The 12,426-nt window shown below is 60.5% G+C and carries 9 protein-coding genes and 2 pseudogenes; 2 read left to right on the forward strand and 9 right to left on the reverse strand.

All coding sequences use genetic code 11. The features are described 5' to 3' along the window. Positions 1 to 37: 37 nt before the first annotated feature. The 9 genes and pseudogenes from IEY28_RS04130 to IEY28_RS04175 all read right to left on the reverse strand — a co-directional run bounded on the left by IEY28_RS04130 (position 38) and on the right by IEY28_RS04175 (position 10,849). Positions 38 to 1,846 carry a thiamine pyrophosphate-binding protein gene (locus IEY28_RS04130; protein ID WP_188994789.1) on the reverse strand — a complete coding sequence of 603 codons (1,809 nt, stop codon included), beginning with the start codon at positions 1,844 to 1,846 and terminating at the stop codon, positions 38 to 40. Positions 1,847 to 1,980: 134 nt separating this feature from the next. Continuing rightward, the gene (locus IEY28_RS04135; protein WP_188994791.1) at positions 1,981 to 3,042 is read right to left on the reverse strand and encodes an ABC transporter permease; all 1,062 of its coding nucleotides are present in this window, start codon (positions 3,040 to 3,042) and stop codon (positions 1,981 to 1,983) included. A gap of 28 nt (positions 3,043 to 3,070) precedes the next feature. Continuing rightward, the gene (locus tag IEY28_RS04140; protein ID WP_188994793.1) at positions 3,071 to 4,282 is read right to left on the reverse strand and encodes a sugar ABC transporter substrate-binding protein; all 1,212 of its coding nucleotides are present in this window, start codon (positions 4,280 to 4,282) and stop codon (positions 3,071 to 3,073) included. A gap of 1,146 nt (positions 4,283 to 5,428) precedes the next feature. Then, positions 5,429 to 5,965, reverse strand: a complete 537-nt coding sequence (locus IEY28_RS04145; RefSeq protein ID WP_188994795.1) for a hypothetical protein — start codon at positions 5,963 to 5,965, stop codon at positions 5,429 to 5,431. Between the two features lie 109 nt (positions 5,966 to 6,074). Continuing rightward, positions 6,075 to 6,515 (reverse strand): annotated as a pseudogene (locus IEY28_RS04150) (IS6 family transposase); the annotation flags it as partial. 571 nt (positions 6,516 to 7,086) lie between these two features. After that, positions 7,087 to 7,823: pseudogene (locus IEY28_RS20900) on the reverse strand (IS6 family transposase). A gap of 389 nt (positions 7,824 to 8,212) precedes the next feature. Beyond that, positions 8,213 to 9,250: a tyrosine-type recombinase/integrase gene (locus IEY28_RS04165; RefSeq protein WP_188994797.1), complete on the reverse strand. Its 1,038-nt coding sequence runs from the start codon at positions 9,248 to 9,250 to the stop codon at positions 8,213 to 8,215. After that, entirely contained in the window at positions 9,247 to 9,669 is a 423-nt protein-coding gene (locus tag IEY28_RS04170; RefSeq protein ID WP_188994799.1) for a DUF5805 domain-containing protein, read from the reverse strand. The genes IEY28_RS04165 and IEY28_RS04170 overlap by 4 nt, the downstream gene beginning before the upstream one ends. Before the next feature lie 478 nt (positions 9,670 to 10,147). After that, complete coding sequence (locus IEY28_RS04175) at positions 10,148 to 10,849, reverse strand: class I SAM-dependent methyltransferase (RefSeq protein WP_188994801.1); 702 nt, start codon at positions 10,847 to 10,849, stop codon at positions 10,148 to 10,150. 329 nt (positions 10,850 to 11,178) lie between these two features. Between IEY28_RS04175 and IEY28_RS20740 the strand changes: the two genes are divergently transcribed. Continuing rightward, the gene (locus tag IEY28_RS20740) at positions 11,179 to 11,301 is read left to right on the forward strand and encodes a hypothetical protein (protein ID WP_268239418.1); all 123 of its coding nucleotides are present in this window, start codon (positions 11,179 to 11,181) and stop codon (positions 11,299 to 11,301) included. 273 nt (positions 11,302 to 11,574) lie between these two features. Continuing rightward, a complete protein-coding gene (locus IEY28_RS04180; RefSeq protein WP_188994803.1) occupies positions 11,575 to 12,420 on the forward strand; it encodes a fumarylacetoacetate hydrolase family protein in 846 nt (281 codons plus the stop codon). The last annotated feature ends 6 nt before the right edge of the window (positions 12,421 to 12,426 follow it).

A 12,426-nucleotide genomic window follows, 5' to 3' on the forward strand; every position in this document is an offset into this window, starting at 1 on the left:
TAGGTTACAAAAGTATTTCCCCGACGTCGGGGTACGCTCAGTCGTCGCCGGCCGCGTCCTCTGTTATCTCGGCCGACTCGTCGCCGGGCCGCTCGTCGGATTCGTAGCCTTCGCCGAGGCCGGGCAGGTGCCACGCGCCGGTCATGATGCCGCCCGTCTCTGTCGTCTCTCGCTGGACGACGGCCTCGACGAGCGCCGGCCCGTCGTGTTCGACCATCCCGGACAGCGACGGTTCGAGGTCGTCAGGTTCGAACACCCGGTCTGCGTACTCGACGCCCATCGACTCGGCCATGCCGACGGCGTCGTAGTCGTGTGCCTCGTCGAACTCCGTCGCGAGGACGCGGTCCCATCCCGATTGGGTGACCTGCAGGTTCCGTATCGAGAGCCACGCGTGGTTGTTGAGGACGAGGACGTTCACGTCGATGTCTTCCTGAACCGCCGCGATTAGCTCCTGATTGCAGTGGAGGAAACTGCCGTCGCCCTGTATGGAGACCACCTGTCTGTCGGGTGCGGCGAGTTTCGCGCCCATCGAGGCCGGGAGCGAGAACCCCATGGTGGAGAACCCGCCCGCGGAGATGTTCGACCGCGGTTCGTACACCGGGAACTCGGGGTTCGTGATGTCCTGTGGGTGGCCGGCACCCGACGTGACGATGGCGTCCCTCTCGAGGACGTTCCGTAGCGCACCGAGAACGCGGGCCATCGACAAGGGCACCGAGTCCTCGGTGTGGCGGTCCTCGATGCGGTCCGCCCACTCGGCCCAGCGACGCTGTACCTCCTCGTAGTACTCGTTTTCCGCCGTGCCGACGGGGTCGATTCGCTCCTCGATTTCGTCGCGAATCTGTCGAGCGACCACCTTCGCGTCACCCTGTACGCCGACCTCGACGGGGTAGTTCTTCCCGATTTCGTGGGTATCGACGTCGACGTGAATCAGCTTCGTGGGCGGAATCTCGAAGCTCACGCCGGGGTCGAACGACGACGTGTGCAGGTCCGAGAACCGGACCCCGAGCGCGAGAATCACGTCGGCGCTGCTACAGAGTTCGTTGCCGGCCGTCGTCCCCCACGCGCCCGCGTACCCGACGAACAGGTCGTGGTCCTCCGGGACGATGCCTTTACCCTGAAACGTCGGACTGACCGGGGCCTGTACGTACTCGGCGAGGGCCTGCACTTCGTCCCACGCTTCGGCGAGCATCGCGCCGCCGCCGGGGACGACGACCGGGCGCTCGGCGTTTACGAGCAGTTCGGCGGCCTCGGAGACGGCCCGCGGGTCGCCGGCGGGGCGATACTGCGCTCTCGACTGTGCCGGGTCCGGGATGTCGACGTCCGCCTCGGCGGCCTGCACGTCCATCGGAATCTCGATGTGTACCGGGGCCGGACGGCCGGTCACGGCCTCCTGAAACGCCCGTCGGAGCGTGCGTGGGAGGTGTTCGACGGCGTGGACCTGAAACGTCTCCTTCGTTATCGGTTCCATCACGCTCGGGAAATCACCGGGGTGCTTTCGTTCTATTTCCTGTAAGATACCCTGTCCGTACTCGTGGGTCTGTGGCCCGCCGGTCAACACGACCATCGGGATGGAGTCGACGAACGCCGTCGCCACCCCAGTGACGGTGTTAGTCGCACCGGGGCCGATGGAGGTGAACACGACGAGCGGGTCGCCGCTCGCGCGGGCGTAGCCGTCCGCTAAGTGTGTCGCCCCCTGTTCGTGGCGAGGTTGGACGACGTCGACCGAGGCGTCGTTGAACGCGTCTATCAGCAGCGTGCTCCCGTGACCCGGGATGCCGACGATGTACTCGACACCCTCCCGTTCGAGGTACTCGGCGATGATCTCACTGCCGTTCAGCCGTGGCATACCGTTCACTTCACAGACAGGTAGCTTATAGGTTGGTGTCGGTTCACACACGAGGGGCATAGGGCGTTCTGCTGGTCGCTCACTGTCCGATAGCGGTTCGCGTGACAGCAACGACCGGCGAGAAAGCCGACCGCTCAGGTCGACAGGAGGCGATGCCGAATCTTCGCTTCGGTGGTGTAGAGGTAGATCGCCAGCAACAACACCAGTCCGTTGATGAACTGGATGGCGTCGCCGCCGACGCCGACCTGCACGAGGCCGACCTGAATCATCGTCAGCAGGAACATCCCGCCGAAGGCGTTCTCGATGTCGCCGCGACCCCCGGTGAGGCTGATGCCGCCGATGACGGCCCCCGCGAACGCCGGGAAGAGGTCACCCTCCGCGAGACCCGGCGGCGCGGCGCTGAGATAGCCGGTGTACAGCAGGCCCGCGAGGCCACTCAGGACGCCCGAGGTGGTGAAGACGATGAGCAGGACTCGCTCGCGCGGAATCCCGGCTTCCTCGGCGGCGTTCTCGTCGCCGCCGACGGCCATGATGGCCAGTCCGATGCGCCGGTAGTTCATGACGAACCACGTCGCGGCGTACAGCCCCACTATCAACAGCACCGCGATAGGTATCGAGTCGATCAACCAGATAGACCCCGCTTCACCGATGAGTGGCAGGTCACCGACGAGCGCGCCGCCGATGAACAGGTACGACTCGGGTAGCGGCGCAACGGTAATGGTCGACAGCAGGAACACCGCGCCCCGGAAGATGATGAAGAAGGCCAGCGTCTGCAGGAAGGGGTTGATGCCGAAGTAGCCGATGGAGACGCCGTTGACGAATCCGATAGCGCCGCCGATTGCGAGCACCAGCACGACGCCGACGAGGCCGGGGGTCGACGGGAACCACGTGTTCAGGAAGAGCGCGGTGACCATCGCCGAGAAGCCGGCAATAGAACCGATCGACAGGTCGAAGTTCCCGCTCAGGAGACAGAGCGACTCGGCCAGTACCAGCGCACCCAGTCCCGCACTGGAGTACAGCATGAACTGGATGTTGCTGGCCGAGGTGAACACCTCTGGCATCAACACCGCGAAGACGGCGAAGGTCACGATGACGATGGGCCAGATCATGTTGTCGAGGCCCCAGAGCAACCACTTGGTACTCTCGCCGCTCGTCCGGTCCAGTACGTCCGCCCAATCTCTGTCTCGGATACTCATAAATGCGGTCTCTCGATGGGTGCCTGCATCACTCCAGTATCTCGCTCGCGTAGTTCCCCCAGAGGTAGCCAGCGTCGGCGTTCTCCTGCGTGATGGCGACCGTCTTGGGCTTCAGCCACGGGTAGTAAGCGGTGTCGTTCGACGTCCACTCCGTCACCGTCCCGGGCGACCAGTACGGTTCCGAGAGGGGTCGAACACCGTTGTACTCGATGTTCTCGACGGCGACCGTTCCGGGAAGGCTCGCGGAGCTCCCCGCCTTGACTTCGTCTCCGGGTTGTGGCACCGCAGGGCTCCCAGTGTCGAGGTGGTGGAGCATGTACTCCAGCGAGATCGGGGCGTAGAACGGCATCGGTTGCTGGAGGGTGGTGTGGACGTACCCCTGCCTGATGGCGTCGATGACGCCCGGGAACCCGTCGATGTTCATGATGGGAATGTAGTTCTCCGTGTCGTCCCGCGTCGCGAGCATCCCCATCTGGTCTAAGACGTTGACCGCCGCCAACGCGCCCCCGCCCCAGACGGCGTAGATACCGTGGATGTCCTTGTCGCTCTGGAGGAACGCACTGAGGTTCTGGGTGGCCCGTTGCTGACTCCACCCCTTGTTGTAGATGACCCGTGCGACTTCGATGCCGTCGGCCTCGCTGATGGCCTGTCGGAACCCCTCGCTCCGGCGGACCGCCGACTGGTCGGCCTGGTCGCCGACGAGGTCGACGACGCGGCTCCCGCCGTAGGTGTCGTTCAGTGCCTCGACCATCAGCTGGCCCGCCCGATAGCCGGCGTTGAAGCTCCCGAACCCGGTGAACATCGGGATGGCGTCCGTCGGGGCCGAAGAGTTGGCCGTGTACACCGGGACGCCCTGTTCGGTCGCCCGTTCGATGACGCCGACGGCGGCGTCCGAGGAGTAGGGGCTGATGAGCAGGCCGTCGATGCCGCTGTTTAGCATACTCCGAACGTTCTGAATCTGCGTCTGTGCGTCCCCGCCGGCCTGCGTGACCTGTATCTCGTGACCCAGCTCCTCCGCGTAGATCTCTCCGATTTTGCGGAACACCTGTAGCCACGGGTTGTTCATGTTCTTGATGGAGAACCCGAACTGGTAGGTCTGTTGCTGGTCGCCGCCCGTCGTCGTCCCATCACCGGCCGTCGTCTCGCCGCCACCACCGCCGTCGCCGGCCGTCGTCTCACCGTCTCCGCTTCCGTCCCCACCGCCGTCACCGCCGTCGCCGCCACATCCGGCGAGTCCCACACTCACGCCGAGGCCGACTGCCGTGATATACTTCCGTCGTGAGAGACGCCCGTCTGAATGGCTATCGCTTACCATGGGTCTAATACACATGTTACTTCATTCACACTACACATATATCTTTCCCCAGCGGCCACAGACGAGGCACCTAGCCACCGGCTTCCGGTCGACCAGCCCCGTTGTCCTCGGGTTCGCTCTCCGGTGATCGCGGGCGAGACGCTCACTTCTGCCGGCCGATCGATATCGCGGACCGGTCCGAGTACACTGGACTCGGCTATCCGGAAAGCTGCTCCGACCGTTCCCGTCCTCGCCAGCGAGGACGCGAGCTACACGATTGAGAACGGTATGCGTAGACGGTCGTTGGATCGCGTGCTGACGCCACCGTTTGACTGCTTCCGGGGTCGTTTGCGGACGCCGAACGGATGGGTCGCTGTCTCACAGCCGCCGAGACGGCTGTCGCGGGACGACGGGGTGCTGGCGCTCCACCTCGCGTTCGTCACCTACAAACAATCTCACACCCATTGCGGTAGAGCGGTACGCCTTCGCGTGTCCATCCCGCCAGAAACTGCGGGATGGCGCGGACCCGTCTGTCCGAACTACCATCGCGGAGCGTTCGGCAGATGCGAACTGACGTGTGGGCGAACGCCGACGTAGGCGGTCGTTTCTAACAGAGGTACCGATGTTATGACGTTCTATCAAATCGGTTGATCAGGGACCGGTGGGTTCCAGATTACCCGAGTTCGTTGGGCCATTCGTGGCGAACCACAACCTCGGAGGTTTCTCTGGGACGAGCATTCAGTCTGCTACATCTGTACCCAGTGAGTACTGACGAGCCTATTTTTCCGGGGCACAATCGGTGAGCCCCTCCGTAGGCTCGTGATTTGATGCCCGAGAAACCAGACGACGATCAATTCCACGGTTGCGAGTTAGGTCCCGACGAAGTCCTCGGGACGCGTACCTTCCACGATGTGAATTGCTTGCAGGATAACTCGGCGGGCGCCGTGGTCCATGCGTTCGCTCGTGAAGTCGGTGTCGGTACTGACCTCCGGCTGGAAGGAATGTCGAATTCGTCAGATTGGGAACGGGCGCGCGACTCAATATCGGTCAGTGTAATGAGTTTATTCGGCTTTTGGTGGTAATAGTTTAGGTCTAAGCACAAGCAACAGTCTTCCATCCCGAATTAGGTGGAGAGCCAGATGTGTCTCTATCAGAGCGAGAAGCAAACTTTGAATTAATATAGTACCATGAATTGAAAGTTTCACTGCCCAGATCTGTTCCCGTTTCATCTCCTCGAGCCATCGCATAATCGACAGACACGGTAACTTCAATGAAATATCCACTCTTCGTTTTTTCATGGACATTTCCTGTCGATCCGTCGAATCCACCAAATTTTTTATTTGGCTGGTTTTTGATTGTTGCTTCGGCGAATCGTTTTTCAAAATCGACAGCGAATGTCTCGACATTCTCTTCAGTTATTTCTGAAGGAAAAACAGGGTAATCCGCTTCTGGTGTCGATGAAACACTGCAGGGTTCAGTTAAATCGGGTGTATCATGTGCATCGGTATCAGTTGTATAATCCTCTTCTGATGATGTATCTGTGTCGTCGCCTATAAGAGATCTGCTGCAGCCAGCTAAAGTGGTTAATATTGCAGTGGAGACACTTCCTAATACCGTACGTCGATCCATCATAATTACACTATTTCGCCCTAGAATGAAATCTTTGTGTCTCTAGTTTAGTAACTGTACTTATTGTAATGTTGCAGGAATGTATGTCATTTTATGTTATAGTCTAGTTGCCAGCATCAACGAGAAACACTGTCTCGGCGACGTCGTGTTTCTGAGTGAGCCGATGCAGGAACGCCGCCGCGGGGGCAGTCTCGCGGCGGCTGAACACGTCAACTTCGAGCAGCAGCTTTGATTCAGTGTCGACAGCAGCGTACAACCACTTTTTCTCGCCATCGACCTCGATTTGTTTCTCGTCGACCGCGACCCGCGACGGCTGCGCCGTCGGCGGGTCGTTCTGTGCTTCAGACAACGTATGAACCCAGTTCCAGACCGCACCGTGAGAACGGTCGACACCCAGCAACTCTAAGATAGCGACCGTCTCCCTGATCGACAGCCCCGCCGTATGGAGACGCACCCCAAACCGCCGGACGGGTGTCGGGATGCGCTCGTTCTCCCAAACGTCTTGGCTGTCCTCATCTAACGTCTCTCTGAGGAGGTTTGTGAGTTGCATGAGCACTTCTCGCTACGGCCTCCTCGCTTCTCAAACTCGCTCAACTAGACAGTGCCGTGCCCATTTATTCTCCGAAATTTATATTACCACAAAGACACATAGGTATATTTGGTATGGTATATACCCCTCGAATTCGCGGCATTCCTCAGGTATGGCGGATTGCAGTTCTCGGTGCGCTGGGTGGGCTAGCTATCAACGTTGTCGGAAATTCGCTGTCCATCTCTGGACAGGGCCCTTCTGGTTCAATATTGTTATTCGGGACCGTACTTGCTGGGGGTATCGCAGTCGCTCGTTCGGCAGATCCGGGTGCCGCGGGACTCCGCACTGCATTTATTGGTGCCATCATTAGCTTTATTTTATCTATCCCGCCTAATATGGCATATATTACAAGCTGGAAGGGCGGACCGTTTATATTCACTATTTCCTCCGTGGTTATATTGGGTGTATTATGTGTACTCGCGGTTATCTTTGGTCGAATTGGCGGTTGGATAACGAACACTGTTACCGCACACTGGTTACACACCACAAATGGCAGTGTTTAGTTTGGAGCATTGTGCCAGCGAGCGAAACTCTAGAGCCAGTTTTCAGCTGTACTCGGTTCGACGTTGCTGAAGCAGTTTGAAAACGAAGAGGTTCGACCCTTTACTTCTCGGAAAATACGTTCGATGGCGTTTCGATTTCCGTGGCGTTCTGTCTGAAATCGGAGCCCGGCTCGTTGCAGTGCAGGTTGGAGATGTTTCGCACCATCGAAGAGAAATACGGTGGTTTCGACATCGTGTTTGTGCCGCAGTTCTTTGAGAAAGATTTTGGTGAGAGCGGTTGTAGTGGTCGAAAACAGCCGAAAATAGAGAATTTCGTTCGTTTCAGTACCTCACAAAGCGTCCTTGGCTAACTGGTTCTGACGAGCGAGTTCACTGATGAAACAGTCGCCGGACCAGCAGTTGACGTCCACTTCAGGCCAGCGATCTCACGAAGGTGTCGGCGGCGGTAGTTCGCCGCCGACACGACAGCGTTGCCACTGCTTGGAGAGGTGTCCCGGTCGGTATTACCGCTCGAACCGGTCGTCAGGTGGGCGGTTCGCTGGGATCGAGCGACGAACTGAGAGTGCCTTCCACGCTGCGCGTGTGACCATGCGGATGTATTCTTCGAACGGACATTATCAAGAACAGAGATGGTATTCGAGAGTGACAATACCGCTACGTGCATCTGAATACCGAGCTCCATCGCTGGCTCGGGTGTCCGCTCGCGCTCCACAAAATCCAAATCAATCCAGTCACTACTACCGCTGAGGCGGGCGATTTCTGCCATTGACCAGCAAGAAATTCTCCCGCCTCACTTTTCACACGCTTGCTCAACGAACCGGAGCAAGCGCGATTTCGGGAGGGCTTCCATCCGGTCAGACTACCGGACGTACCTGTAACTCCCTGAGGATTTCAACAGATCCAACTCGAAGAACTCCGCGCCCAGCTGGACGACGAAGACTGATTCTGTCTCATCATTCTGATAAAACGCCCGATTGTACCGGTTAGCCCGGCCGCCAGCTACCACTCACATCCCTGAGAAACGCCAGTTGAACCTGTGCATTATACCCCCATCTTCAGAACACTCCACAGGTGTTTCGATATAGCACTATGCAATTTATGAGTCTGGCAGCGGCCACAGTACTGTTGTTTCGAGGGCAACAAAATTCGAGTTGGCTACAGCAGTGAGTAGATATTCGCCGTGTAGACGTCCCTGACGCGGTCGCCCCACTCGTGGGTGTAGGTGTCGATGACGTCTTGGGCGACGTCGCCTCGAAGATACTTCACGACCCCCCGGTCTCCGGTGCGGTCCCGGAGGTGTGTGGTGAAAAAGTGCCGGAAGTAGTGGGGCGTGACGTTCTCTTCGGCGCCGCCGCCGTCGCGGTACCAACCGTGCCTTCGAGCGTGCGTCTCGACGACGTGATGGACCATGTCCGGCGTCAATCGCTGTCCCCAGTCGCCGCTCGTCGAGACGAAAAGCGGCTCGGCCGGCGATTGCGTATCCGGGCGTATCGCGAGCCAACGACGGAGGACAGCGGCTAATTCGTCGTCGACGGGGACGGTCGTATCCCGCTTTCGCTTGTTCGAGGCCGTGCGTTCCTCGCCGTTGACGACGCTGGTACGGGCCGGGGCCGCCGAGACGTACAGCGAATCCGCCCGGCCGTCGAGGCTCGCACGGACGGGGACGTCGGGCCGCGGACCTGCATCAGCGAGGTTCAGGTCACGCACGTCGAGGTTGCAGAGCTCGCCGACACGCATCCCGGTCTTGAGCAGCGTGACGACGACGGCCCGTTCGAGCGGATGGGTCACGCCGGCGACGAACGCACGCATCGCCGGTATCCCGATTTCCCGGCGAGTCGGATCGGTATTGATGGATTCGTCCATCTCCTCCATCACCAGCGTCATCGGGTTCGAGTCGAAGGTCCCGACCTGCGTCATGTACGCGTAGAATCGGTGGAGGTAGGAAGCGTAGGTCGCGACCGTGCTCTCGCTTTGCTCCCCTCGGAGGCCGTGGACGTACGCCATACAGTCGCGGTGGGACGCCTCGGCGACTGGGATCGGACGCCCGCCTTCAGAGAGAAACGATTCGAAGTCACGGAGGACGCGTTCGTAGAACGACCGCGTCCGGTCGCTCTTGCCGTGATAGGTGATGTCGTCGAGGAAGTACCCGACCGGGTCTTCGCTCGCGTCCGGCGTGGTGGCGTCTGAACTCATTCGTCCAGCACGTACCCTCCGTGCCGGCCGCTGTATCGGACCCGACCCGACGACTGGAGTTCCTGTAACGTCTCGTCGAGTCGCTGTTCGATGTCGTCAGTGAGTTCCGCGAGCAACTCGTCCCAGTCGTAGTGGCCCCCGTCGGCGAGAACGTCCTGCACCCGCGTCTTCAGGCCGTCGACCCCAGGGGTTGTGTCCGGAGAAGTGGGTTCCTCTCGGCCGCCGCTATCCGGGACGCCACCCGTCGATGCCGATTCCGGTGGCTCGAAACCGCTCCGACCCGCCTGCACCATCGTCCGGACGAACTCACTCTGACTCATGTCGAGTTCGTCGGCGTGTTCGCGCCACCGCTCTTTCTGATAGGCTGGGACGTACGTCCGAACGGACGTTCGCTCGGTCCCATCGTTGTCCGCTGCCATACCACCCCCTCTCACCCCGCGCACTTCAAAGTAGTCCTACCTTACCGGATAAAGACACTTATTTGTGCCAATGGGCCCGCAATCAGCCCCAATATGAGTATACTCATACGCATCTATCTACGAGCTGGCGAAGCGCCGTCGCCGTTGAAGGGCTACATTCACGGATATAAATTTGTGGCTCGCTCGGTGTGGAATTCCGTGCGGGCCGGGTCGGCAGTGGCCTGTCCCTGAATGACTTTCGGGACCTCGCGGTCGGTACCGTCGGGCCACCAATTGTGGGCTCGTTCGAACGTATCTCGATAGGCCCGCCCGGACAGGATGGGTAGCGTTCGGTGCGGGGTCGTCGGTGATGATTCGCCAATCCTCACTAGCTGGTGTGTTAAACTCGGCCAACCCGCTCGGTCACTGTATCGACGTTCGCCAGAGCGCTTTGAGCAGGACGTCGACGGAGCTACTACGGGCCGTCTCGGCAGACAGCCTACAGCCGTGCGAGTATCGTGTATATCCCAGCCGCAGGGTTGTCTTCGCTGACTGCCAGAACCTCGGCGTCGTGAGTCTCCAGTGCGCTGTGGACGTCGTCTTTCGACGTACCCAACGCGCCGTGTGTCTCGACGACGACGACCCGGTACCCGTTTGGCATCTCGGTGATGATGTCTACCTCCGCACCCTCACAGTCGAGGACGAGTACGTCACCGTCCGGTAGGTCCGCGGGTATGATTCTGTCTGCTCCGGCAACGGGGCCGGCCGCGTTTGCGGCGTCCCCGACGGCCGCGTGATGGACTTCGATGCGTTGGACGTCGTGGAGGGCTGCGTTCTCCGCGACGAGGCGCGCACGGTCTGCTGCTGGCTCGTAGACGGTGAGCGACGCCGCCCCCTGCCTCGCTGCGACGATAGTCGATATCCCGAGTCCTCCGCCGACGAGTGTCACGTGGTCACCGTCGTCGACGGCTTCTCGCACCAGTCCGAGCAAGTCGTCTTCGTAGTCCGGGAGTACGTCGGAGACGTCGAAGAGCCTCGGTCCCCGTGCGTGCACACCGTTGTACACGCCCATCTTTCGCGGTAAGTGCGGCCGCACTCTGTTGTAGAGGGCCTGCACCACACCTTGAAGCCCGTCTCGCTGATACGGATTGTTCTCCCGGTCCGGGTGTTCGCCGCCTTCTGCGCCCGAGTCAATCCCCATACGCGAGGGTCGGGAACGGACCGTAAGGTTAGCCGTCTCCTACGCGACGGCTACCCGAGGACGAGTCCGATACGGCGACGAACGCGTCCCGAAATGCCACCAGAAGTGACTCTCGGCCGCTACTGGACGGGCGCGGTGGGAACGTGCCTTCACGCCGACCCGGTCGGTGTCGATAACCTACCGCCACCGACGTCTGATTCGCTATCGCTTCCCCACGAAAGCCGACGGCGGTTGGCGAATCCAAAACGGCTTGACGCTGGATTGGCTTAGCGTGGATATGGACACGGCCCCCAACCGCTACGAACGGGTCGAAGGGAGGGCACCATAGCATGGCAGACCCCGGACTCGTTCGTCTGTTCATGATCCTCATCGTCATCGTGGTGATGCTCGTGAGCATCGTCGCGTCGATGTATCTCGTGAAGTTCCTCATCGAGCGAACCTTCGAGTCCTGATTCGAGGGTCGGCGAAGCGTCCGTTGCCCAATAGTGTCAAAGAGATGTATTATTCGGTGGGCGATATCGGTCTGATGAACCGTATGTCGCTATATTGAATATGGAATGAGGCGGCTGGCTCCCGTAGTGGAATCGGGAAGAGCGCTGCCGGTTTTGCACCTCGATTTCGACGCTCGACCGAAGCGACCCGTCGATGGCACCGCGGTCGCCAACAGACTCGACCAGCGCTGAACGTGGAACGTTTAAATACTGGCGCGGCAATCGTTAACTGGTATGCAGTTCGTCCGCTACACAGTCGCAGGTACAGGTCCGGAGTGGGGCGTCCGAGCAGACGAGCGGGTCTACTCGCTCGCCGACTGGCCCGGCAGCGATCCGACGCTCGCCGACATCGGGTCGGCGGGCTACCGACGCAGAGTCCGCGAAGCGCTCGAGACGGGGTCGCTGACGGCCGTCGACGGCGACGTTTCGCTGCTCGCGCCGGTCGAAGCCCCGGGAAAAATCGTCTGTGCCGGTCTGAACTACCGCGACCACGCCGAGGAACAGGACGAGGAGATCCCCGAGAAACCACTGCTGTTCTCGAAGGCGGCGACGTCCGTCACGAACCCCGGTGACCCGATCGTCCACCCCGCCGACCTCGACGACGTCGACTACGAGGTCGAACTGGGCGTCGTCATCGGCCAGACGGCCAGTAGCCTCGACCCCGACGAAGTCAGAGACCACGTGGCCGGCTATACAGTCATCAACGACGTGAGCGGACGCGACGCGCAGTTCGACGACGGACAGTTCTTCCGCGGGAAGAGCTACGACACGTTCTCGCCGATGGGGCCGACGCTCGTCGCCGGTGACGGGTTCGATCCCAACGGCGTCGACGTGGCCTGTCGCCTCAACGGCGAGACCAAACAGTCCTCGAACACGGAGCAGTTCATCTTCGACGTCGACGAACTCGTCGCGTACATCAGCGACGCGATGACGCTGCGTCCCGGCGACGTCATCTCCACGGGGACCCCGGGCGGCGTCGGCATCTTCCGCGATCCACCGGAACTGATGGAACCGGGCGACACCGTCGAGGTAGAGATAGAGGGCATCGGAGTCCTCGAGAACCCCGTCGTCGGGGAGTAACGGCCG

Origin of the sequence: Haloarcula pellucida, from assembly GCF_014647235.1 — an archaeon.
GTDB lineage: Archaea > Halobacteriota > Halobacteria > Halobacteriales > Haloarculaceae > Haloarcula > Haloarcula pellucida.

Bases quoted from the DNA above. Each gene is read 5' to 3' on its own strand.
- IEY28_RS04175 (WP_188994801.1), bottom strand. From the start codon at position 10,849: ATGGGGATTGACTCGGGCGCAGAAGGCGGCGAACACCCGGACCGGGAG.
- IEY28_RS04170 (WP_188994799.1), bottom strand. From the start codon at position 9,669: ATGGCAGCGGACAACGATGGGACCGAGCGAACGTCCGTTCGGACGTAC.
- IEY28_RS04135 (WP_188994791.1), bottom strand. From the start codon at position 3,042: ATGAGTATCCGAGACAGAGATTGGGCGGACGTACTGGACCGGACGAGC.
- IEY28_RS04145 (WP_188994795.1), bottom strand. From the start codon at position 5,965: ATGGATCGACGTACGGTATTAGGAAGTGTCTCCACTGCAATATTAACC.
- IEY28_RS04165 (WP_188994797.1), bottom strand. From the start codon at position 9,250: ATGAGTTCAGACGCCACCACGCCGGACGCGAGCGAAGACCCGGTCGGG.
- IEY28_RS04130 (WP_188994789.1), bottom strand. From the start codon at position 1,846: ATGCCACGGCTGAACGGCAGTGAGATCATCGCCGAGTACCTCGAACGG.
- IEY28_RS20740 (WP_268239418.1), top strand. From the start codon at position 11,179: ATGGCAGACCCCGGACTCGTTCGTCTGTTCATGATCCTCATCGTCATC.
- IEY28_RS04180 (WP_188994803.1), top strand. From the start codon at position 11,575: ATGCAGTTCGTCCGCTACACAGTCGCAGGTACAGGTCCGGAGTGGGGC.